Below are 20,411 nucleotides of genomic sequence, written 5' to 3'. Positions count from 1 at the left end.
CCGGCCTAATATCAGGCCAATGAGCACCACCCACTTCGGCTTCGAAAAAGTCGACGAAAGCGAGAAAGCGCAACGTGTTCGCGGCGTCTTCGACTCCGTCGCCACGCGTTACGACCTCATGAACGACCTGATGTCGATGGGGCTGCACCGCGCCTGGAAGGCGTACACCGTGATGGTGGCCAATGTGGGCGAAGGCTCGCGCGTGCTGGACATCGCGGGCGGCACCGGCGACCTCGCACTGGCTTTCTCCAAGAAGGTCGGCGCCAGCGGCCAGGTGGTGCACACCGACATCAACGAAGCCATGCTGCGCACCGGCCGCGACCGGCTGCTCGATGCCGGCGTGGCGTTGCCCACGCTGGTGTGCGATGCCGAGAAGCTGCCCTTCCCGAGCGACCACTTCGACGTGGTGACCGTCGCCTTCGGCCTGCGCAACATGACGCACAAGGACATTGCCCTGAAGGAAATGAACCGCGTGCTCAAGCCGCGCGGCAAGCTCCTGGTGCTCGAGTTCTCGAAGGTGGCCAAGCCGCTCGCAAAGGCCTACGACTGGTATTCGTTCAATGTGCTGCCGCGCCTGGGCAAGCTGGTGGCGGGCGACGACGCGAGCTACCGCTACCTGGCCGAATCGATCCGGATGCATCCAGCGCAGGACGAACTCAAGACCCTCATGAAAGAGGGCGGTTTCGGGCATGTGGACTATCACAACATGACGGGTGGCGTGGTCGCCCTTCATGTTGGAATCAAGTGTTGATGACGCGAATTCTTCGCTCTAAAGAGGAGACGACATGAAAAGTTTGAGTTCTTTGTTTCTGGCTTGCGTGCTGGCCCTGGTCAGCGTGCAGGCTGACGCTGCCCGCATCGGCGGCGGCAAGTCTTTCGGCCGCCAGTCGTCGAATGTGACGCAGCGCGAGAGTGCGTCGCCCAGCTCGCCCGCACAGCAAAGCGCAACCAATGCAGCGCCACGGCCCGCAACGCCGGCGCCCGCTGCCGCGGCGCCCAAGCGCCCGTGGGGTGCGATGCTCGGCGGCCTCGCCGCCGGCCTGGGCCTGGCTTGGCTCGCAAATTCGCTCGGCCTTGGCGCCGGCTTTGCCAACATCCTGCTGATCGGCCTGCTGGTCATGGCCGGCCTGTTTGTCTGGCGCATGTTCAAGGCGCGCTCGGCCGCCTCGTCGGGCGCCAACCGCCAGGGCGGCTTTGCCTTCCAGGGCGCAGGCAATCCGGCGAACGCCAGCGCACCTGCGCAGTACAGCCCCGCCAACGTCGGCAACGACGCCTCGGCCCGGCCCTGGGAGCGCAACACCACCGCATTCGACGGCGCGCCCGCGCAAACCGACGAGCGGCACGGCAGCAGCCTCTCCGCAGCTGGTGCGGCGGCCGGTGGCAGCATGATCGGCTCGGCGTTGTCGGGTTCTCAGTCGTGGGGCATTCCCGCGGGCTTCGACGTGGATGGCTTCCTTGGCGCCGCCAAGCGCAACTTCGTCACGCTGCAAGACGCCTGGGACCGCGCTGACGTCACTACGCTGCGCTCCATGATGACCGACAGCATGGTCGACGAGATCCGCACGCAGCTGGCCGACCGCGCCAGCCACACCGGCGGCGCTCCGAACAAGACCGAGGTGGTGATGCTCGACGCCAAGCTGCTTGGTATCGAGGAACTGGCCGATGCCTACATGGCCAGCGTGGAGTTCTCCGGCATGATCCGCGAAGACGACTCGGCCGGCCCGGGCCCGTTCCGCGAAGTCTGGAACATGACCAAGCCCGTCAGCGGCAACAGCGGCTGGCTGGTGGCAGGCGTGCAAGCGCTGCAGTAAGCGCATTCCGGCGGCCATGAGGCCGCTTACAGAACCGATAATGGGGACATGGCCACACCATCGTCCCCATTTTCTTTTCTCGACGACCTGTTCAATCGCATCGGCGAACGGCTGCAGCCGCCCGCCTGGGCTGTGCACGAGATCCAGCACCGCGCGGTGCTGTTTCTCAATCATGTGCTGCAGCAGGAGCCCGAGGCCCAGCAGCGGCTGCTGCGGCAGCAGGGGCGGGTGGTGCGATTCCAGTGGCGCTTTGTCACGATGGAGCTGGTGGCCACGCCCGCCGGCCTGCTCGACCTGGCGCCGCCGGGCTCGGTGCCCGAACTCACGCTCACCGTCACGGATGAGTCCCCCTTCGACCTGGCGCGCGCCACGCTGCGCGGCGACAAGCCTTCAGTGCAGATCATCGGCGACGTGCAGCTCGCGGCCGAAGTCAACTGGCTGGTCGACCATGTGCGCTGGGATGTCGAGGACGACCTTGCGCGCCTGATCGGCGACGTGCCGGCGCACACCATTGCCAACGGCGCTCGCAAGGTGGCGGGCGCGCTGCGCCAGTTCGTCGGCGGCAAGCCCCCGCAAGCCGGCGGTTCGGCGGCCGGCCCGGCGAGCACGGCCGAATGAGGCGCTTCTACCGCGGATTCTTCATCGTCTGGGTCGCTCTGCGCTACGGCCTGGACGAGCTCGTGCTCACGAGCTTCCAGAAGCCCTGGCTGCGCGTGGTGGCTCGGGTGGTCTCCATCGGCCGCAACCTCGACGCGCCGCGCGGACAGCGCCTGCGCGAGGCGCTCGAGCGGCTGGGCCCCATCTTCGTGAAATTCGGCCAGGTGCTCTCCACCCGGCGCGACCTGCTGCCGCCCGACATTGCCGACGAGCTCGCCTTCTTGCAGGACCGCGTGCCGCCGTTCCCGTCGTCCGTGGCCATTGCCACCATCGAGCGGGCCTTCCGCCGGCCGGTGGGCGACGTGTTCGTGCAGTTCGACGAAACCCCGATTGCCAGCGCGTCCATCGCCCAGGTCCACTTTGCGACCATCCGCACCGACCAGGGCGAGGTTCGGGAAGTTGCCGTCAAGGTGCTGCGCCCCAGCATGCGCGGCGTGATCGAGAAAGACCTCGCGCTCATGGCCATGATGGCCGGCTGGGTCGAGCGGCTCTCGCCCGACGGCAAGCGCCTGAAGCCGCGCGAGGTGGTCGGCGAGTTCGACAAGTACCTGCACGACGAGCTCGACCTGGTGCGGGAAGCTGCCAATGCGGCCCAGCTGCGCCGCAACATGGCCGAACTCGACCTGGTGCTCATCCCCGAGATGTTCTGGGACTTCTGCCACCCCGAGGTGATCGTGATGGAGCGCATGAACGGCGTTCCCATTGCCCAGCTCGACCGGCTGCGCGCAGCCGGTGTCGACATTCCCAAGCTCGCTCGCGACGGCGTCACGATCTTCTTCACCCAGGTGTTCCGCGACGGCTTCTTTCATGCCGATATGCACCCGGGCAACATCCAGGTGAGCCTCGCGCCGGAAACCTTCGGGCGCTACATCTCGCTCGATTTCGGGATCATCGGCACGCTCACCGAGTCGGACAAGGAGTACCTGGCGCAGAACTTCGTGGCCTTCTTCCGGCGCGACTACAAGCGCGTGGCCGAGCTGCACCTGGAAAGCGGATGGGTGCCCGAAGGCACCCGCATCGACGAACTGGAAGCGGCGATCCGCACCGTGTGCGAGCCGTATTTCGACCGGCCGCTGAAAGAGATCTCGCTTGGCATGGTGCTGATGCGGCTGTTCCAGACCTCGCGGCGCTTCCACGTCGAGATCCAGCCGCAGCTGGTGCTGCTGCAGAAGACCCTGCTCAACATCGAGGGCCTGGGCCGCCAGCTCGACCCGGAGCTCGACCTCTGGCACACCGCCAAGCCCTTCCTCGAGAAGTGGATGGTCGACCAGATCGGCCCCAAGAAGCTGTTTCAGCAGCTCAAGGCCGAGGCGCCGCGCTACGCAAAACTGCTGCCGCAACTGCCGCGGCTGCTGCACGATTTCCTTGAGAATCGGCCCGCCGACAACCGCCGCGAGCTGCTCGAATTGCTGGCCGCGCAAAAGCGGACCAACCGTTTGCTGCAGACCATCATCTACGGTGGCATAGGATTTGTATTGGGATTGCTCGCCATGCAGTTGCTGGTGCGCGTGAAGTTGTTCTAGAGGAGAGTCCCTGTGTTGCTGACGCTGGTTGTCGTTTATCTGCTGGTCACCATTGCGATCGGTCTCTACGCCGCCAAGCGGGTGAAGAACACCACCGACTTCGCCATTGCGGGGCGGCACCTGCCGCTCTTCATGATCGTGACGACCACCTTCGCCACCTGGTTCGGCTCCGAAACGGTGCTCGGCATTCCGGCCAAGTTCATCGAGAGCGGGCTGAACGGCGTGGTCGAAGACCCGTTCGGCGCGGGCACTTGCCTCATCCTGGTCGGGCTGTTCTTTGCGGGCAAGCTCTACCGCATGACGCTCCTGACCATCAGCGACTACTACCGCGAACGCTACGGCCGCGGCGTGGAGGTGGCCTGCTCGCTCATCATCATGCTGAGCTACCTGGGCTGGGTGTCGGCGCAGGTCACGGCGCTGGGGCTGGTGTTCAACGTGCTTTCCGCCGGCGCCATCAGCATTCCGGTGGGCATGGTGATCGGGGTGGTTTCCATCCTGGCCTACACCCTCTTCGGCGGCATGTGGTCGGTGGCGGTCACCGACTTCATCCAGATGATCATCCTCGTCGCGGGGCTTGCAATCATTGCGGTGTTCGCCGGCAACATGGCCGGCGGCGCGGACAAGGTGGTGGCCTTCGCGGTCAGCAAGGATCTCTTCAAGTTCTGGCCCGAGCCCAACTGGCACGACATGGTGTTCTTCCTTGCCGCAGCCATCACGATGATGCTCGGCTCCATTCCGCAGCAGGACGTGTTCCAGCGCGTCATGTCGGCCAATGGCGTCAAGGCAGCGACGCGGGGGCCGGTCATTGGCGGCGTGGCGTACATCCTGTTCGCCTTCGTGCCCATGTTCCTGGTGGCCAGCGCGCTCCTGATCATGCCGGAGCAGACGGCCGCGCTGCTGAAGGACGATCCGCAGAAGGTGCTGCCGACCCTGGTGCTCGAGAAGATGCCTTTCGTGATGCAGGTGCTGTTCTTCGGCGCGCTGCTGTCGGCCATCAAGTCGACCGCCTCGGCCACGCTGCTGGCGCCGAGCGTTACCTTCACCGAGAACATCTGGCGCCAGTTCCGCCCGTCGGGCACCGACCGCGAGAACCTCATGACCATGCGCATCACGGTGCTGGTCTTCAGCGCGGCCGTGCTGGCCTATGCCATCCGCATGCAGGGCACGCCAATCTACGAACTGGTGTCGGGCGCCTACCAGGTGCCGCTGGTCGGCGCCTTCGTGCCGCTGGTGTGCGGACTTTACTGGCGCCGCGCCACCACGCAGGGGGCACTCGCTTCGATTTTGTTCGGCATCGGCACCTGGCTGCTCTTCCTGTCGATGCCCTGGAGCGCCGAATTCCCAGCCCAGCTGGCCGGCGTGCTCGCCTCCTTCGGCGGCATGGTGGCCGGCTCGCTGGCGCCGCAGTGGGTGACCAACACCCGCACGCCGCATCGGATGCTGGCGACCGAGCCGGCCTGAAGCGGGGCCGGGGGAGGGCCGCCCTTATAATCGAGGGCTTTGCGAGCGGCTTCTGCTCGGTTTTTGCGCCGCTTTTTCATTCAATTCCATGCCCATTTACGCCTACAAGTGCAGCGCCTGCGGCTTTGCCAAGGACGCCCTGCAAAAAATGTCCGATGCGCCGCTCACGGTGTGTCCGGCGTGCGGCGCGAGTGCATTCGAAAAGCAGGTCACCGCCGCCGGTTTCCAGCTCAAGGGTTCCGGCTGGTACGTGACCGATTTCCGCGACGGCGGCGGCAAGAAGGCCGAAGCCGCCACCGCTGCACCCGCGAGCAATGGCGACAGCGCCGCCGCGCCAGCCGCCAAGACAGCGGAAGCTTCCAGTCCCGCGCCTGCACCCGCCCCCGCCTCCAGCCCTGCGCCGGCGCCAGCCGCCGCCAAGAGCGACTGACGAGCGACTGAGAACAACACACCATGCTCGCCCTGCGCAAATGGCTGTTTTCCGGCTTGCTGGTGATCGTTCCGCTGTTCATCACCCTGGCGGTGCTGAAGTGGATCATCGACACGCTGGACCAGACGCTCTTGGTGCTGCCCGGGGCCTGGCAAACATGGCTGCACGAAAACAACGTGCGCGGGCTGGGCGTGCTGTTCACTCTGGCCATCTTGCTGGGCGTGGGTGCCATTGCAAGCAACTTCGTGGGCAAGCGCCTGCTCGGATGGGGCGACGCGGTGGTGCGGCGCATTCCCGTGGTGCGCTCGATCTACTCCAGCGTCAAGCAGGTGTCGGACACGCTGTTCTCCGAGAACGGCAATGCCTTTCGCACGGCGGTGCTGGTGCAGTGGCCCCGCGAGGGCGTGTGGACCATCGCCTTCGTGACCGGCACGCCCGGTACCGGCGTGGTCGAGCACCTGGGCGGCGGCGACTACCTCGGCGTCTATGTGCCCACAACGCCCAACCCCACGGGCGGTTATTTCGTGATGCTCAAGCGCAGCGACTGCATCGAACTCAAGATGAGCGTGGACGAAGCGCTCAAATACATCGTCTCGATGGGCGTGGTCGTTCCCGGCGGCCCCTCGACCCTCGCGAACAAGTAAGAAACGCGCCTTTGCGGCGCTGGAAATCAAGATATGGCCATGCGTACTCACTATTGCGGTCTTGTGACCGAAGCCCTGATGGGCCAAACCGTCACCCTGTGCGGCTGGGTCAACCGCCGCCGCGACCATGGCGGCGTCATCTTCATCGACGTGCGCGACCGCGAAGGCTACGTGCAGGTGGTGTGCGACCCCGATCGCGCCTCGACCTTTGCCGTGGCCGAGAACCTGCGCAACGAGTTCTGCGTGCAGATCACCGGCCTCGTGCGCGCGCGCCCCGAAGGCACCACCAACGACCAGCTCAAGAGCGGCAAGATCGAAGTGCTGTGCCATGAGCTCAAGGTGCTCAACCCCTCGGTCACGCCCCCGTTCCTGCTGGACGACGACAACCTGTCGGAAACCACGCGCCTCACGCACCGCGTGCTCGACCTGCGCCGCCCGGCCATGCAGCGCAACATGATGCTGCGCTACAAGGTGACGATGGAAACGCGCAAGTTCCTCGACGCCAACGGCTTCATCGACATCGAGACGCCGATGCTCGGCAAGTCCACGCCCGAAGGCGCGCGCGACTACCTGGTGCCCAGCCGCGTGCACGACGGCAGCTTCTTCGCGCTGCCGCAGTCGCCCCAGCTCTTCAAGCAGCTGCTGATGGTGGCCGGCTACGACCGCTACTACCAGATCGTGAAGTGCTTCCGCGACGAAGACCTGCGCGCCGACCGCCAGCCTGAATTCACGCAGATCGACATCGAGACCTCGTTCCTCGCCGAAGAAGAAATCCGCGAGATGTTCGAAGGCATGATCCGCAACGTGTTCCGCAATGCCGCGGGCATCGACCTGCCGGTGTTCCCGACCATGACGTACGGGGACGCCATGTTCAAGTACGGCTCCGACAAGCCCGACCTGCGCGTGAAGCTCGAGTTCACCGAACTCACCGAGCTCATGAAGCGCGTGGAGTTCAAGGTGTTCTCCAACGCCGCCACCATGCAGGGCGGCCGCGTGGTTGCACTGCGCGTGCCCGGCGGCGGCGCCGAAGGCGGCCTGTCGCGCGGCGAAATCGACGCGTACCAGGAGTTCGTCAAGATCTACGGCGCCAAGGGCCTGGCCTACATCAAGGTCAACGACGCAGCCGCCGGCCGCGAAGGCCTGCAGAGCCCGATCGTCAAGAACCTGGACGACGCCTCGCTGGCCGAGATCATTGCCCGCACGGGTGCCCGCAACGGCGACATCCTGTTCTTCGGCGCAGACAAGGAAAAGGTCGTCAACGACGCCATTGGCGCGCTGCGCGTGAAGATCGGCCACAGCGCCTTCGGCAAGAAGTCCGGGCTGTTCGACGACCGCTGGGCGCCTCTGTGGGTGGTCGACTTCCCGATGTTCGAATTCGACGAGGAAGGCCAGCGCTGGAGCGCCGTGCACCACCCGTTCACGGCACCGAAGGACGGCCATGAAGACCTCATGGACACCGCGCCCGAGAAGTGCATTGCCAAGGCCTACGACATGGTGCTCAACGGCATCGAGATGGGCGGCGGCTCGGTGCGTATCCACCGCGAGGAAGTGCAGAGCAAGGTGTTCCGCGCGCTCAAGATCAGCGCCGAGGACGCCCAGCTCAAGTTCGGCTTCCTGCTCGACGCGCTGCAATACGGCGCCCCGCCGCACGGCGGCATTGCCATCGGCCTCGACCGCCTCGTCATGCTCATGACCGGCGCCGAGTCGATCCGCGACGTGATCGCCTTCCCCAAGACCCAGCGCGCGCAAGACCTGCTCACGCAGGCGCCGAGCCCGGTCGACGAGAAGCAGTTGCGCGAGCTGCACATCAAGCTGCGCAACACGCCCCAAACCGCCTGATGCGCGCATGACGACGAGCACCCGGCCCTGGAAGATCCCGGAGTCGGTGCTGGTCGTCATTCATACGCCGGCGCTCGACGTGCTCTTGATCCGGCGCGCCGATGCCAACGACTTCTGGCAATCGGTCACCGGCAGCAAGGACCTGGCCGACGAGCCGCTCATGCTCACCGCCGCGCGCGAGGTGGCCGAGGAAACCGGCATCCAGTGCGGCGAGGGCACGCCCCTGGCCGCGCGGCTGGTCGATTGGCAACTGAGCAACGTCTACGAAATTTACCCGGGCTGGCGTGCCCGCTATGAACCGGGCGTAACGCACAACACCGAGCACCTGTTCGGCCTGTGCGTGCCCGAGCGCCTGGTGCCCACCCTGTCGCCACGCGAGCACACCGACTGGAAGTGGCTGCCCTACCGCGAGGCGGCCGACGCGTGCTTTTCTCCGTCGAACGCCGAAGCCATTCTGTTGCTGCCAGAATTTGCCGGATGAACCTGCCGGCACACACACTCCGGGTCGCAACCTACAACATCCACAAGGGTGTGCAGGGCATCGGCCCGGCGCGGCGCCTGGAGATTCATAACCTGGGGCACGCTATCGAGCAGCTCGACGCAGACATCGTCTGCCTGCAGGAGGTGCGCAAGATGAACCGGCAGGCCGCGCTCCGCTTCGAGCGCTGGCCTGAGCTTCCCCAGGCCGATTTCCTCGCGCCCGAGGGCTACACCGCCGTTTATGAAACCAATGCCATTACCCGCCACGGCGAGCATGGCAATGCGCTGCTCACCCGCTGGCCGGTGATCCGCACCGGCCACCAGGACATTTCCGACCATCGCTTCGAACAGCGCGGGCTGCTGCACGTCGTCATCGAGGTGGAGGGCCGGCCCGTGCACGCCATCGTCGTGCACCTGGGGCTCATCAAGGGCAGCCGCGTGCGGCAGGTCGCACGGCTGCGCGAGTTCATCGAACGCGAAGTGCCGGCCGGCGAGGCGGTGGTCGTTGCGGGCGACTTCAACGATTGGGGCGCGCGCATGCGCTACGCCATGAACGCCATGGGCCTGCGCGACACCAGCGACCTGCGCGGGGCGCGAACGCTCACCTATCCTTCGCGCCTGCCGGTGGCTCAGCTCGATTTCGTCTATGGGCGGCAACTGGAGCCCGTCGCCTGCTCGGTGCCGCGAGGCCCGATCTGGGCACGCATGTCCGACCACCTGCCGCTGGTCGCCGATTTTGCGCTGGCATGAGCCGCGCTTTCGCTGGCTTCTCCCTGCTGGGCCCGCTAAATGCGTTCGCTGATACCATGCGCGGATGCTGAGGAAAACCGACGTGGAACCGCGCCCTGACGGAAACAACGACGACGAGGGCACCCCTGTCTCGGTGAAGATCCGCGAACGCCTGACTGCCGCGCGCAGGCGCTTCAACGCCAACGACAACATCGCGGAGTTCATCGAACCTGGCGAGCTCGAGTCGCTGCTCGACGAAGTCGAAGTGAAGATGAAGGGCGTGCTCGAAAGCCTGGTGATCGACCTCGAGAACGACCACAACACCGGCAACACCGCCCGCCGCGTGGCCAAGATGTACCTCAACGAAGTGTTCAGGGGCCGCTATGTGGCGCCGCCTTCGCTCACCGAGTTTCCCAATGCCGAGCACCTGAACGAGCTGATGATCGTCGGCCCGATCACCGTGCGCAGCGCCTGCTCGCACCACTTCTGCCCGATCATCGGCAAGCTGTGGATCGGCATCATGCCCAACGAGCACACCAACGTGATCGGGTTGTCGAAGTACGCGCGACTTGCCGAATGGGTCATGGGCCGGCCCCAGATCCAGGAAGAGGCCGTGGTGCAGCTGGCCGACCTGATCCAGGAAAAAACCCAGCCCGACGGCCTGGCGCTCGTCATGGAAGCCGAGCACTTCTGCATGGCCTGGCGCGGCGTGAAGGAAATGGACAGCAAGATGATCAACTCCGTGATGCGCGGCGTGTTCCTCAAAGACCCGAGCCTGCGCCGCGAATTCCTCTCCCTGCTGCCGAGAAAGAGCTGAACATGCTGGTCCGACTTCTCTACGCGAGCCGCGCCGTCGATACCAGTCCCGAGGCCATCGACGCCATCCTCGCGCAATCGCGCACGCACAACCCCTCCTGCGGCATCACGGGCATTCTTTGCTACGGCGCGGGCACCTTCCTGCAGGCCATCGAAGGTGGGCGCATGGCCGTGAGCGAGCTCTACGGCCACATCCAGCGCGACGCGCGCCACAAGGACGTGGTGCTGCTGCACTACGAAGAAATTTCCGAGCGCCGCTTCGGCGGCTGGACCATGGGGCAGGTCAACCTCTCCAAGCTCAATGCCTCGACGCTGCTCAAATACTCGGAAAAGCCCGAGCTGAATCCGTACGCGGTGTCGGGCAAGGTCTCGCTGGCGCTGCTCGAGGAATTGATGGCCACCGCGGCCATCGTCGGCCGCCACTGAAGATCGTGGTGCCCGCGCTCGGTACTTCGCATTCCCCCGGCCTCGCATAACCCGGGGTGCCGCTCTCTGCCTTTGCGCTGATCCTGCTCGCCGGGATCATCCACGCCAGCTGGAATATCGCCGCCAAGAAGGCGAACGGCGACGCGCGTTTCGCTTTGCAAAGCGGCGTCTTCATGGCCGTTGTGTGGGCCCCCGTTGGCCTTACGCTGGGCTGGAGCGTGGTGCCGACCTGGGGTTTCACGGAGTGGGGCTTCGTCGCGCTGAGCGGCGTGCTGCATGTCATCTACTACGTCATTCTGCTGCGCGGCTACCGCAAGTCCGATCTCACCGTCGTCTATCCGCTGGCGCGCGGTTCGGGACCGCTGCTGTCGTCCCTGGTGGCCATCTTGTTCCTTGGCGAGCGCATCAGCCTGATTGGCGTTGCGGGCATTGCGGGCGTGGTGCTGGGCGTGTTCCTTGTGGCCGGCGGACCCGGCCTGTGGCGAAAGAAGCATGACCCGGCCCAGCGGGCGCGCGTTCAGAAGGGCGTCCGCTACGGTGTTCTGACGGGGGCCTTCATCGCGGCCTATACGGTGGCCGACAGCTATGCGGTGAAATTCCTGGCCATGTCCCCGATCCTGCTCGACTACTTCGGCAACCTGGTGCGCGTGGGCCTGCTGCTGCCCGCCGGACTGCACGACCGCGCCGAAACAGCGCGGATGTGGCGCGCGCAGTGGAAATACGCGCTCCTGGTGGCGGTGATCAGCCCCGTTTCGTATGTGCTGGTGCTCTATGCGGTGCAGCAGGCGCCCATTTCACATGTCGCACCGGCGCGCGAGGTCTCGATGCTTTTCGCCGCGCTGATCGGCGGCCATCTGCTGCGCGAGGGCGACCGCTTGCTGCGGCTGCTGGGCGCCGCCTTCATCGCCGCCGGGGTGGTGGCGCTCGCGCTGGGGTGAGATGAACGCGCCGCTGCTGTTCGGATGCGATTTTTCCTGCGCGCCCACGTCGCGCAAGCCGATCGTCATTGCGAGCGGCCGCATGGGCGAAGCGGGAGATCTGGCGCTGGCGGGGCTCCAGTGCTTCACCACCCTCGACGCCTGGGCCGAGTGGCTGCGCAGCGAGCCGGCGTGGATCGGCGGCTTCGATTTTCCGTTCGGCCTGCCGCGTGAACTGGTCGAGCAATTGCGGTGGCCGCGGGAATGGAATGCGCTCATGGCCCACTATGCGAGCCTGAGCCGCGCGGAGATTCGCGCCACCTTTGCCGCCTTCTGTGCCGCCCGCCCGGTCGGTGGCAAGTTTGCGCACCGCGCCACCGACGCGCCCGCCGGTTCGAGCACGTCGATGAAATGGGTCAATCCGCCAGTGGCTTTCATGCTCCATGCGGGCGTGCCTCCGCTCCTTGCCGCCGGCGCGAGCCTTCCGGGGCTGCACATCGGCAGCAACAAGGACCGAATCGCGCTCGAGGCTTACCCCGGGCTGCTGGCCCGCGAGCTGATCGGCCGCCGTAGCTACAAGAGCGACGAGGCGGCCAAGCAGACGCCCGAGCGCCTGGCGGCGCGCACGAGCCTGCTCGCCGCGCTCGACGCGGGCACCACGCGCCTGGGCCTGCGGGTGGCGCTCAGCAAGGCGCAACGCACCGAATTGCTGGGCGACGCGCGCGGCGATCACATCGATGCGGTGCTTTGCCTTGTACAGGCTGCGTGGAGTGCTCAACGCGCCTCCACGCCCGGGCCGGGTTTCGGCTTGCCGGAGAACTTCGATCCGATCGAGGGATGGATCGTCACGGCCTGAGCCTCCTTGTCCTACAGGGTTTCGCGCCGGCCACGACTGCCGCGTCTTTAGACCGAAAGCTAGATTGAAAAGGCGGTTCGGCCTTGTCCGGACCCCCTGCGCGCAAGCTGCGCGCGTCACCCGCTCTTCGGAGCGAAACGGAGGATTCCAATGAAAAGAACTGGTCAGACTATCGCCATGCCGTTTTCGCGCTCATGGTTCACCATGCTGTTGCTGGCGGGCGCGGCGTTGACGCTTGCCGCGTGCGACGCTTCGGACAACCGCACTGCGGGCGAGAAACTCGACAGCGCCATTGCAAAGACCGAGAAGGCGGCCGAGACGGCCGCCGCCAAGACAGGGGAAGCCGTCAAGGACGCCAAGGCCAAGATCGATGCCTCCGGCACCACCGCCGAGGTGAAGGACGGCATGGCCAACATGACGGACGCCGCAAAGAGAGCCGGTACAGCCGCGAGCGCGACAGTGGACGATGCCGCGATCACTGCATCGGTGGCCGCGGGTCTGGCCAAGGACCCGGACCTGAGCGCGATCAAGATCGACGTGGACACCAAGGCAGGCGCAGTCAGCCTGAAGGGGCCCGCGCCCACGGCCGCCGCCAAGGCGCGCGCGGAGGAGATCGCCAAGGGCGTACAGGGGGTGACCTCGGTGGACAACCAGCTCGAAGTGAAGAGCTGAGCGCGCTTTGCCGATCCAAAACAAGAAGCCCGGTTCAACCGGGCTTTTTGCTGGGCGGAGCTATCGAGGCAGCAATCAGTGGCCGAGCCAGTCCTTGAGCTCGTCCGCGTGCTCTTCCTCGTCGGAAAGAATGTCTTCCAGCATGCGCCGGGTGGTCGGGTCCTTGTCGCCGATCAGCGCGATCATCTGCCGGTAGGTTTCCACGGCAATGCGCTCGGCCACGAGGTTGGCGCGCACCATGGCCTGCAGGTCTGTCGATTCGTCGTAGCCGGCGTGGCTGCGTTCGAGGAGGTGCGAGGGAGCAAAGTCGGGCTCGCCGCCCAGCTGCACGATGCGTTCGGCAATGCGGTCGGCGTGGGCCGACTCTTCGTTTGCGTGCACCAGGAATTCTTCTGCAATGGCAGGCGACGACACGCCGCTGGCGGTGAAATAGTGGCGCTTGTAGCGCAGCACACACACCAGTTCGGTGGCCAGCGCATCGTTCAGCAGCTTCACGACGTCGTCGCGCCAGGGGCCGTAGCTCGGCGTGACCGCGCCTTCGTCGAGGCTGTTGGCCGCCGCCTCGATGGCCTTTTCATCGAGCACCAGGTGCTCGTGTCTTGCCGGGTTGGTACCCGGGGAATTCGCATTCATGGGGGGTCCTTTCGTGGGCTGGTGTTTTTCTGATGCATCAATGTGTTGACGACGTCTGCCACATCGGATGTCTTGAGCAGAGCAGCCAGTACCGCCGTGAACGAGAGCAGGCGCCACGGCTTGATCAGCACGATGGCAGCGCCCGTGGCGGCGGCAATGGCCATGAGCTTGGCCGGCTCCCTGCGCGCATAGTGCTCGAGCAAGGGGCGTGCGAGCTGGCCCACCGCATGGGCCGGATGCCGGCGCCACCAGCGCTCGGTCATGCTGCGCGCCACGGACGTCCACCGATGCCGGCTGCTGCGCGGCGGCGCCTCTTGCTGCGCGCCTTCTGCGGCGTACATCTCCGGATGGTCTTCTTGCCCCGCGTAGCTCCTGCTGCGGCGGCTCTCGCGCGGCTCGTCGTCTTCGCCGTTCAAATGCCGCACGAGCGCGCGGCGCGAAAGCGCAAGGCGTTCCTGCGGCGTGAGCGAGCTGCGGTCAGTGCCGTTCATGGCGGGCTCCTGCTTCGTGCAACGCCTGCAAGTCTGCCTCGACCTGGGCGCGAAGATCGTCGAACGCGTAGCCCGGGAACGGACGGCTCGCCACCCAGGCGCAAATGCCGGCAATCACCAGCGCAACGCCCGGCACCGCCACCAGCACCCAATGGAAGCTGCCATGCAGCACGCCCATCAATACCGCAACCCCGATGAGGCCGAGCGCCAGCATGGCACTCGCCGCCGCGACCACGCCCGCAACGATGCGGGCGACGAGCCCGCGCCCCGCCTCGGAGGCTTCCTGCCTGACAAGAGCGGCGTAGTTGGCAGCGTGTTCGGCGATGAGTTCCGGATGCCCGAGCACCGTGGAAAAAATCGGATGAAGCATGGTGCGCGGAATCGGTGGAACGGGACGTCAGCGGATCAGTATTCGTCCCGGCGGCTGCGGCTGGCCAGCACGATGAGTGCGGTAATTGCGGCGCCGGCTGCGGCGGCAATCAGCACCGAGCGAACCGGCTGGTCGGAGATGTAGCGGCCGGTGACGTCCGCTGCCTGCTCCAGGCGGCGTTGTGCGCGTGCGCTGGTGGTCGAGGCGGCGTCGAGGCCACGCTGCACGGCTTGCTGCACGCGCGCTGCCAGCTGTTCGACCGCCGGTTCCGCGTCGCGGCGCAGTTCGCGGACCTTCTCGCCGGCCGCATTCACCGCGTTCTGTGCGTAGGCGCGGGTGGACTCGACAGCCTCGTTGGCGGTCTGGCGTGCCTCGTCGGCGAGTTGCGAGGGAGTCTTGGTCGTGTTCATGAGAATTTCCTTTCCGGGGAGATGAATTGCGGGAGCCCGTTGATCGTAACTACGCTACTTGCGCCTGAGCAAGCCGGCCAGGAAACTGGCAATGGCAAGTACGGCGAAGATCACGAAAAGGATCTTGGCGATTCCTACCGCGCTGGCGGCAATGCCGCCGAAGCCGAACACCGCGGCAATCAGCGCAATGACCAGAAACACCACCGTGTAATGCAACATGTGGACTCCTTCGAGACTTCGCTCGTTGTTGTGGGATTGCGCGTTCAAAAAGGTGAAATGAACGGCACAGGAGCAACCTTAAGTGGCGCCCCTGCAAGGCCCTGTCAGCGGCTGGGCGCGCGGAACGTAGGAGACGACCGAGTTCCCCCTTCACTTGCCGTGCATGGGCGTCCGCCCCGGCGCGCGATCGGCTGTGCCTCAGAGTGGCTTGACGACCGGCAGCATCGCGCTCAGGCGCGTGCCCCGGCCCGGCGTCGAAGAGATCGTGAGCTTGCCGCGCGCGGCCTCCACCCGGTGCCGCATGCCCGCGAGGCCGTGCGTCGAAGGGTGGATGCGGTGGGGGTCAAAGCCCTTGCCGTTGTCGGCAACTTCCACGATCACGTGGTTCTCGTAGTTCTTCAGCACGATGGTCGCCTCGCTGGCTTCGGCGTACTTGCCGATGTTGGTGAGGCTTTCCTGAACCATGCGGTAGATGGTGAGCTGGCGCGATTCGTCCATGGTCACGGGCTCGAGCGCCATCTGCACCTGGATGCCGGAGCGTTCGGCGAATTCGCGCCCGAGGATTTCGAGCGACGCAACCAGTCCGAGATTGGACAGCGACGACGGCCGGAGGTCCTCGATGATGCGGCGTTTGAGCGCGATGCCGCTGTTCAGCAGCTCGGTCAGGTGCTGCAGCCGCTGGGTGGCGTCAGGCGCTTCCAGCAGCCTCGACTTGAGGCGGGCGACGTCCAGCTTGGCCGCCGTCAGCAGCGAACCGAGCTCGTCGTGCAGCTCCCGCGCGAGAAAGCCGCGCTCGGTCTCCCGCACGTCCTGCAGGTGGGTGGCCAGCTCGGCCAGGGAGGCCGTGCGTTCGCGCACCTCGTCTTCGAGCGCGTTGCGCTCGCGCTGCAGCGTTTCCTGCTGGCGCTCGCCGATGGAGCGAAGTGCATGGGTCTGCCGCAGGTACAGGAAGAACGCGATGAGGGCGGCGATGGCCACGATGGCGGTGCCGAGGCGCGCGAGCTGCAGCGATTTCATCACCTGCACCTGGCTTTCCTGCAGGGTCTTGTTGCTGGCCGCCACAAGGTCGTAGGCGCTCTTGCGGATGGCTTCCATTTCCTCGCGTCCCACGTCCGTGGTGATGACGAACTTCCAGGCATCCTCCTTGCCGTCCTGCCGCAAGCGTACGCTCATGTCCATTTCGGCTATCTTGCGCAGCACGTGCTTGGAGAGCTCCGCCAATTGGGTACGCTCGGCGGGCCGTTCGGCGTAAAGTTGGCGCAATGTGGCAAGGTATCCATCGACCTGCTTCACGGCAATGTCGTAGGGTTGGCGGTAGCTGGTTTCGCCGGTCAGGAGGTAGCCGCGCTGCCCGGTTTCGGCATCGAGCATGCTCTGCAGGATCAGGTTGATCGTGGCGCGCACTTTTTGTGCCTCGTCGATGTTCGCCAGGGCCTGGGTCGACTGGCGGTAGCCGGCCTCGTTGATGCCGACGAGGGCCAGCGCAGCCAGCGCCGCGAGCAGCAGGCTCACGGCCATTTTTGGAGGAGCTAGCCAGTGCATGAAACTTTCAAAGGTGCTTTCAGCACAAGTTCGTGAATAATTGACAACAACCAGGGGATCGGCATGTTGCGGCTTCCTAGGTCGCAACACAACGAAGAAAGTAACAGATGATCAAAATTGGAATTGTGGACGACCACGCTATCGTGCGTTCGGGCCTGCGGCAGTTCTTCTCCGAGCACGTGGACTTGCGCGTGGCCGGCGAGGCCGCCAGCGGACGCGAGGCCATCGAGCTGGTGCGCACTACGGAACTCGACGTGCTGGTAATGGACCTTTCCATGCCGGGACAGAGCGGCATCGACGCGCTTGCCATGATCCGCGCCAAGGCGCCGGACGTCGGCATTCTCATCCTCAGCGGCTACCCCGAAGAGCACTACGCGATGAACCTCATCCGCCAGGGCGCGAGCGGGTATCTCAACAAGGAGTGCGATCCGATGGAGATCGTCAACGCGATCCGCACCATCTCGCTCGGCCGCCGCTACATCACGCCGGCCGTGGCAGAACTGCTCGCCCGCCAGCTCGACCGCAAGGACGACGCCGCGCCGCACGAGCAATTGTCGGAACGCGAATTCCAGGTGTTCCTGAAGCTTGCCAAGGGCGAGACCGCGGGCGACATCGCCAAGACGCTGTCGCTCTCGGTCAAGACCGTGAGCACCTACCGCACGCGCCTCATGGAAAAGATGAACCTGTCTTCCAACAGCGACCTCACCTACTACGCGCTGAAGAACAAGCTGATCGATTGAGATTGGAACCGGCCAGCGGCTGAAGAAGAAGAGGGCGGGGAAGTCCGGCGCGGCTTCTCCGGCCTCTTTTTCATTCCGTGCCGGCGGCGGGCCGATGAGCCACCGCCTCCAGGATGCAGAAGTCGACCAGCGCGTCGATCTCGTTCGACTTGTCGAACACCGCATCCACTCCGAACTCGGCGCAGCGCCGCCGGATGTCGGGCGTTGCATAGTTGCTGAGCACCACCACCTTCTGGTTCGGCCGGCGCGAGGTGCAGGCCTGGAGCACGCCCAGCCCGCTTCCCTGCTTGAGAAAAAGATCGACCACCGCGAGGTCCCACTCGTCGCTGTGGTCCTGCAGCCATTGGCGCGCGTGCGCCTCGGTCTCGGCAAAGCCGACAACCGTCGTGCAGGTGAGTTCTTCCAGGGTACCGATGAGGTTTTCACGGATCGTGAGGTTGTCTTCGACGATGTATGTCTGCAATCTGGTATCCATGCCGAACCGCGCTTCCTCTGTTGGCAGGTGTCGCGAATGCCCCTGCTGGCGATTGCCTGCGCATCGAAGATTGAGGCGTCGCCGAAACGCATCATGCAGGGTTCGGAGGATGGGTGTTGTAGGCGGGTTCTGACGACCCGGCCTCGCGAGCCCTTCCGTAGGCAATGCCGCACGGTTTCTGCGGTTTATTGCCGACCCGGGCAATCGAAGGGCGGGTATATCCACGTTCCATGGCGACGAACGTCCTTCGCAACCGGCCGCTCTGGCTCAAGCTGCTTGCAGCTTTCGTGCTGCTGTTCGCGGCGCTGGCGGTGGTGGTCGCGTTTTTTCCGTGGGACACGTTGCGCGAGCCCATCAACCGCTACGTCAGCGAGAAGACCGGTCGCAAGTTCGAGATCACCCGGCGGCTCGATGTGGGTGTGGGGCTGCGTGGCGCCACGGTGAAGTTCGACGGCATCGAGTTTGCCAATCCCCCCTGGGCCCGCGATCCGTACCTGGTCAAGGCCGAGCGCGCCGAGTTCGACATCCGGCTGTGGCCGCTGCTCACGCAGAAGATCGTGATTCCGCGCCTGGCACTGTTCTCGCCCACGCTGGGCCTTCAGATGGAACCGGACGGGCGGCGCACATGGGCGCTCGGCAAGGACACCTCCGATCCCGGAACCGTTCCCGTCATCGGGCTGATGCAGGTCGACAACGGCACGATCGATTTCCTGGCCACGCACCTGGGCGTCGATCTGCACGCCGACGTGAGCTACGACACCAGCCGCGGCACACTGCCGCTCAGCTACCACATCAAGGGTCGCTACAAGGGCCAGCCGCTCACGGCCGAGGGCCGCACGGGCAATGTGCTCCAGCTCAAGTCGGCGGGCCAGGAGCCCTTTCCGATGGAGATCAATGCTGCGGCGGGCCAGACCCGCTTCAAGGCAGAAGGCACCGTGACCGACTTCGCTGACCTCGACGGCATCGATGCCAAGTTCGAACTCAAGGGCCAGACGCTCGGTGCCCTGTTTCCGCTGCTTGGCATCGCGCTGCCGGAGACCTCTCCCTATGCGCTGAGCGGCGACCTGCGCAAGCGCGCCAAGCTGTGGGAGGTGGCAGGGCTCAAGGGCAGGCTCGGCCTTTCGGACATTGCCGGCGACATGCGCTTCGACCAGGCCGGACAATTGCCGCGGCTCGCGGGCGAGTTGCGCTCGCGCCTGATGGACATGGACGACCTGGGCCCCCTCATCGGCTTGCCGCCGACCGAGCGCTCGGCCAAGGCGGTCGAAGGCGTGGCACCGCCGCCCACCATCAAGCAGGCCAAGCGGGCGGCGGGCGACAAGGTGCTGCCTACCGCCACGCTGGATTTCGACCGCCTGCGCGCGATGAACGCCGACGTGAAGTACACGGCCGATCGCATCCGCAACGTGCGCGACGTGCCGCTCGACCGCGGCAGCGTGCAGGTCAAGCTGACCGACGGCGTGCTCGCCCTCGACCCGCTCGACCTGGGCGTGGCCGGCGGCAAGCTGGCCGGCGCCATCCGCATCGACGCCACCCAGAACCCGGCGGACATTCGCGCCTCGCTCGACCTGCGCAACATGCAGCTCAACCGCGTGGTGCCGAAGATCGAGACCATGCGAAGCAGCTTCAGCCGCCTGGACGGCCGGGTCAATCTCTCGGGGCGGGGCAACTCGGTGGCCAGCTGGCTCGGCGGCGCGTCGGGCGACGTGGCGGCCCTGACCGGACGAGGGCGGTTCAGCAACCTGCTGCTGGAGTTCATGGGGCTGGACGGCGCCGAGATCATCAAGTTCCTGCTGCGCGGCGACCAGAACGTCGAACTGCGCTGCGCCGCAATGGCGTTCGACGTCAACAAGGGCGTCATGACCAGCCGCAGTGTGGTGCTCGACACCGTCGACACAGTTTTCTATGCCACCGGCCAGGCCAACCTTGCAACCGAAAAGCTCGACTTCGTGGTGCGCCCCGAGCCCAAGGACGCGAGCTTCCTGTCGCTGCGCACGCCGCTCGTCATCGGCGGCACCTTCGGCTCGCCGTCCGGCGGCGTTCAGGTGGTTCCGTTGGCGGAGCGCGGCCTGGCAGCGCTGGTGCTGGGCGCGCTCAACCCGCTGCTGGCGCTGGCGGCGACCATCGAGACCGGGCCGGGCGAGGATGCGGACTGCAAGGGCGTGCTGTCGCAGGCCAACAAGCCCGGCACCGGCGCTGCGGCCAGCGGCGCGGCCAAGGCCAAGGGCGCGAAGCAGCGCTGAGGCCGCAACCGGACGAGGAGGGCGGCC

The 20,411-nt window shown here is 65.7% G+C and carries 24 protein-coding genes; 17 read left to right on the top strand and 7 right to left on the bottom strand.

What is annotated here, in order from left to right:
* The first annotated feature begins 19 nt into the window (after positions 1-19).
* The 15 genes from ubiE (at position 20) to GOQ09_RS20965 (ending at position 13,261) form a co-directional block, all read left to right on the top strand.
* Complete coding sequence (gene ubiE, locus GOQ09_RS21035; protein ID WP_126748374.1) at positions 20-751, top strand: bifunctional demethylmenaquinone methyltransferase/2-methoxy-6-polyprenyl-1,4-benzoquinol methylase UbiE; 732 nt, start codon at positions 20-22, stop codon at positions 749-751.
* Positions 752-785: 34 nt separating this feature from the next.
* The gene (locus GOQ09_RS21030) at positions 786-1,811 is read left to right on the top strand and encodes a Tim44 domain-containing protein (RefSeq protein ID WP_157615401.1); all 1,026 of its coding nucleotides are present in this window, start codon (positions 786-788) and stop codon (positions 1,809-1,811) included.
* A gap of 48 nt (positions 1,812-1,859) precedes the next feature.
* On the top strand, positions 1,860-2,429 hold the full coding sequence (locus tag GOQ09_RS21025; RefSeq protein ID WP_157615399.1) for a ubiquinone biosynthesis accessory factor UbiJ: 570 nt from the start codon (positions 1,860-1,862) through the stop codon (positions 2,427-2,429).
* The gene (gene ubiB, locus GOQ09_RS21020; RefSeq protein ID WP_157615397.1) at positions 2,426-3,991 is read left to right on the top strand and encodes a ubiquinone biosynthesis regulatory protein kinase UbiB; all 1,566 of its coding nucleotides are present in this window, start codon (positions 2,426-2,428) and stop codon (positions 3,989-3,991) included. Before GOQ09_RS21025 ends, ubiB begins: the two co-directional genes overlap by 4 nt.
* Positions 3,992-4,003: 12 nt before the next feature.
* Positions 4,004-5,452 (top strand): sodium:solute symporter family protein, encoded by a 1,449-nt coding sequence (locus tag GOQ09_RS21015; protein ID WP_157615395.1) that lies wholly within the window; start codon positions 4,004-4,006, stop codon positions 5,450-5,452.
* 88 nt (positions 5,453-5,540) lie between these two features.
* On the top strand, positions 5,541-5,882 hold the full coding sequence (locus GOQ09_RS21010; protein WP_157615393.1) for an FmdB family zinc ribbon protein: 342 nt from the start codon (positions 5,541-5,543) through the stop codon (positions 5,880-5,882).
* 23 nt (positions 5,883-5,905) lie between these two features.
* On the top strand, positions 5,906-6,526 hold the full coding sequence (locus GOQ09_RS21005) for a DUF502 domain-containing protein (protein ID WP_157615391.1): 621 nt from the start codon (positions 5,906-5,908) through the stop codon (positions 6,524-6,526).
* Between the two features lie 33 nt (positions 6,527-6,559).
* Positions 6,560-8,365, top strand: coding sequence for an aspartate--tRNA ligase (gene aspS, locus GOQ09_RS21000; RefSeq protein ID WP_157615389.1), 1,806 nt, complete (start codon positions 6,560-6,562; stop codon positions 8,363-8,365).
* Between the two features lie 7 nt (positions 8,366-8,372).
* Complete coding sequence (gene nudB, locus GOQ09_RS20995; protein ID WP_157615387.1) at positions 8,373-8,846, top strand: dihydroneopterin triphosphate diphosphatase; 474 nt, start codon at positions 8,373-8,375, stop codon at positions 8,844-8,846.
* On the top strand, positions 8,843-9,595 hold the full coding sequence (locus GOQ09_RS20990; RefSeq protein ID WP_157615385.1) for an endonuclease/exonuclease/phosphatase family protein: 753 nt from the start codon (positions 8,843-8,845) through the stop codon (positions 9,593-9,595). Before nudB ends, GOQ09_RS20990 begins: the two co-directional genes overlap by 4 nt.
* A 64-nt stretch (positions 9,596-9,659) precedes the next feature.
* Positions 9,660-10,391: a GTP cyclohydrolase I gene (gene folE, locus GOQ09_RS20985; RefSeq protein ID WP_157615383.1), complete on the top strand. Its 732-nt coding sequence runs from the start codon at positions 9,660-9,662 to the stop codon at positions 10,389-10,391.
* A gap of 2 nt (positions 10,392-10,393) precedes the next feature.
* Entirely contained in the window at positions 10,394-10,816 is a 423-nt protein-coding gene (locus tag GOQ09_RS20980; RefSeq protein WP_126748385.1) for a BLUF domain-containing protein, read from the top strand.
* 56 nt (positions 10,817-10,872) lie between these two features.
* On the top strand, positions 10,873-11,754 hold the full coding sequence (locus tag GOQ09_RS20975) for a DMT family transporter (RefSeq protein ID WP_157615381.1): 882 nt from the start codon (positions 10,873-10,875) through the stop codon (positions 11,752-11,754).
* 1 nt (position 11,755) lies between these two features.
* Positions 11,756-12,589 (top strand): DUF429 domain-containing protein, encoded by an 834-nt coding sequence (locus GOQ09_RS20970; protein WP_157615379.1) that lies wholly within the window; start codon positions 11,756-11,758, stop codon positions 12,587-12,589.
* Between the two features lie 150 nt (positions 12,590-12,739).
* On the top strand, positions 12,740-13,261 hold the full coding sequence (locus GOQ09_RS20965; protein WP_157615377.1) for a BON domain-containing protein: 522 nt from the start codon (positions 12,740-12,742) through the stop codon (positions 13,259-13,261).
* Between the two features lie 75 nt (positions 13,262-13,336).
* On the opposite strand, the gene GOQ09_RS20960 is transcribed toward GOQ09_RS20965, so the two are convergent.
* The 6 genes from GOQ09_RS20960 to GOQ09_RS20935 form a co-directional block, all read right to left on the bottom strand.
* Positions 13,337-13,894, bottom strand: coding sequence for a ferritin-like domain-containing protein (locus GOQ09_RS20960; protein ID WP_157615375.1), 558 nt, complete (start codon positions 13,892-13,894; stop codon positions 13,337-13,339).
* Complete coding sequence (locus tag GOQ09_RS20955) at positions 13,891-14,385, bottom strand: hypothetical protein (protein ID WP_157615373.1); 495 nt, start codon at positions 14,383-14,385, stop codon at positions 13,891-13,893. The genes GOQ09_RS20960 and GOQ09_RS20955 overlap by 4 nt, the downstream gene beginning before the upstream one ends.
* Positions 14,372-14,755, bottom strand: coding sequence for a phage holin family protein (locus GOQ09_RS20950; protein WP_157615371.1), 384 nt, complete (start codon positions 14,753-14,755; stop codon positions 14,372-14,374). The genes GOQ09_RS20955 and GOQ09_RS20950 overlap by 14 nt, the downstream gene beginning before the upstream one ends.
* A 35-nt stretch (positions 14,756-14,790) precedes the next feature.
* Positions 14,791-15,165 (bottom strand): hypothetical protein, encoded by a 375-nt coding sequence (locus GOQ09_RS20945; protein WP_157615370.1) that lies wholly within the window; start codon positions 15,163-15,165, stop codon positions 14,791-14,793.
* A gap of 54 nt (positions 15,166-15,219) precedes the next feature.
* Entirely contained in the window at positions 15,220-15,384 is a 165-nt protein-coding gene (locus GOQ09_RS20940) for a DUF1328 domain-containing protein (RefSeq protein WP_157615369.1), read from the bottom strand.
* A 198-nt stretch (positions 15,385-15,582) separates the two neighbouring features.
* Positions 15,583-16,902 (bottom strand): sensor histidine kinase, encoded by a 1,320-nt coding sequence (locus GOQ09_RS20935; RefSeq protein WP_157616793.1) that lies wholly within the window; start codon positions 16,900-16,902, stop codon positions 15,583-15,585.
* A gap of 131 nt (positions 16,903-17,033) precedes the next feature.
* Here GOQ09_RS20935 and GOQ09_RS20930 point away from each other — a divergent pair, with 131 nt between their 5' ends.
* On the top strand, positions 17,034-17,666 hold the full coding sequence (locus GOQ09_RS20930) for a response regulator (RefSeq protein ID WP_015866882.1): 633 nt from the start codon (positions 17,034-17,036) through the stop codon (positions 17,664-17,666).
* Between the two features lie 70 nt (positions 17,667-17,736).
* On the opposite strand, the gene GOQ09_RS20925 is transcribed toward GOQ09_RS20930, so the two are convergent.
* Positions 17,737-18,141 carry a response regulator gene (locus GOQ09_RS20925; protein ID WP_157615368.1) on the bottom strand — a complete coding sequence of 135 codons (405 nt, stop codon included), beginning with the start codon at positions 18,139-18,141 and terminating at the stop codon, positions 17,737-17,739.
* Positions 18,142-18,371: 230 nt separating this feature from the next.
* Between GOQ09_RS20925 and GOQ09_RS20920 the strand changes: the two genes are divergently transcribed.
* Positions 18,372-20,384 carry an AsmA family protein gene (locus GOQ09_RS20920; RefSeq protein ID WP_157615367.1) on the top strand — a complete coding sequence of 671 codons (2,013 nt, stop codon included), beginning with the start codon at positions 18,372-18,374 and terminating at the stop codon, positions 20,382-20,384.
* Positions 20,385-20,411: the final 27 nt, after the last annotated feature.

It is taken from the genome of Variovorax paradoxus (genome assembly GCF_009755665.1).
GTDB classification, from domain to species: domain Bacteria; phylum Pseudomonadota; class Gammaproteobacteria; order Burkholderiales; family Burkholderiaceae_C; genus Variovorax; species Variovorax paradoxus_G.
This window is presented reverse-complemented; position numbering and strand designations above follow the sequence as displayed.

Excerpts from the sequence above, each read along its gene's own strand:
- GOQ09_RS20960 (WP_157615375.1), bottom strand. The coding sequence starts at position 13,894 with ATGAATGCGAATTCCCCGGGTACCAACCCGGCAAGACACGAGCACCTG.
- GOQ09_RS20940 (WP_157615369.1), bottom strand. The coding sequence starts at position 15,384 with ATGTTGCATTACACGGTGGTGTTTCTGGTCATTGCGCTGATTGCCGCG.
- GOQ09_RS20950 (WP_157615371.1), bottom strand. The coding sequence starts at position 14,755 with ATGCTTCATCCGATTTTTTCCACGGTGCTCGGGCATCCGGAACTCATC.
- nudB (WP_157615387.1), top strand. The coding sequence starts at position 8,373 with ATGACGACGAGCACCCGGCCCTGGAAGATCCCGGAGTCGGTGCTGGTC.
- GOQ09_RS21005 (WP_157615391.1), top strand. The coding sequence starts at position 5,906 with ATGCTCGCCCTGCGCAAATGGCTGTTTTCCGGCTTGCTGGTGATCGTT.
- folE (WP_157615383.1), top strand. The coding sequence starts at position 9,660 with ATGCTGAGGAAAACCGACGTGGAACCGCGCCCTGACGGAAACAACGAC.
- ubiB (WP_157615397.1), top strand. The coding sequence starts at position 2,426 with ATGAGGCGCTTCTACCGCGGATTCTTCATCGTCTGGGTCGCTCTGCGC.
- GOQ09_RS20980 (WP_126748385.1), top strand. The coding sequence starts at position 10,394 with ATGCTGGTCCGACTTCTCTACGCGAGCCGCGCCGTCGATACCAGTCCC.
- GOQ09_RS20945 (WP_157615370.1), bottom strand. The coding sequence starts at position 15,165 with ATGAACACGACCAAGACTCCCTCGCAACTCGCCGACGAGGCACGCCAG.
- aspS (WP_157615389.1), top strand. The coding sequence starts at position 6,560 with ATGGCCATGCGTACTCACTATTGCGGTCTTGTGACCGAAGCCCTGATG.
- GOQ09_RS20920 (WP_157615367.1), top strand. The coding sequence starts at position 18,372 with ATGGCGACGAACGTCCTTCGCAACCGGCCGCTCTGGCTCAAGCTGCTT.
- GOQ09_RS21030 (WP_157615401.1), top strand. The coding sequence starts at position 786 with ATGAAAAGTTTGAGTTCTTTGTTTCTGGCTTGCGTGCTGGCCCTGGTC.
- GOQ09_RS20965 (WP_157615377.1), top strand. The coding sequence starts at position 12,740 with ATGAAAAGAACTGGTCAGACTATCGCCATGCCGTTTTCGCGCTCATGG.
- GOQ09_RS20990 (WP_157615385.1), top strand. The coding sequence starts at position 8,843 with ATGAACCTGCCGGCACACACACTCCGGGTCGCAACCTACAACATCCAC.
- GOQ09_RS20925 (WP_157615368.1), bottom strand. The coding sequence starts at position 18,141 with ATGGATACCAGATTGCAGACATACATCGTCGAAGACAACCTCACGATC.
- GOQ09_RS20970 (WP_157615379.1), top strand. The coding sequence starts at position 11,756 with ATGAACGCGCCGCTGCTGTTCGGATGCGATTTTTCCTGCGCGCCCACG.
- GOQ09_RS21025 (WP_157615399.1), top strand. The coding sequence starts at position 1,860 with ATGGCCACACCATCGTCCCCATTTTCTTTTCTCGACGACCTGTTCAAT.
- GOQ09_RS21010 (WP_157615393.1), top strand. The coding sequence starts at position 5,541 with ATGCCCATTTACGCCTACAAGTGCAGCGCCTGCGGCTTTGCCAAGGAC.
- GOQ09_RS20935 (WP_157616793.1), bottom strand. The coding sequence starts at position 16,902 with ATGGCCGTGAGCCTGCTGCTCGCGGCGCTGGCTGCGCTGGCCCTCGTC.
- GOQ09_RS20955 (WP_157615373.1), bottom strand. The coding sequence starts at position 14,385 with ATGAACGGCACTGACCGCAGCTCGCTCACGCCGCAGGAACGCCTTGCG.
- ubiE (WP_126748374.1), top strand. The coding sequence starts at position 20 with ATGAGCACCACCCACTTCGGCTTCGAAAAAGTCGACGAAAGCGAGAAA.
- GOQ09_RS20930 (WP_015866882.1), top strand. The coding sequence starts at position 17,034 with ATGATCAAAATTGGAATTGTGGACGACCACGCTATCGTGCGTTCGGGC.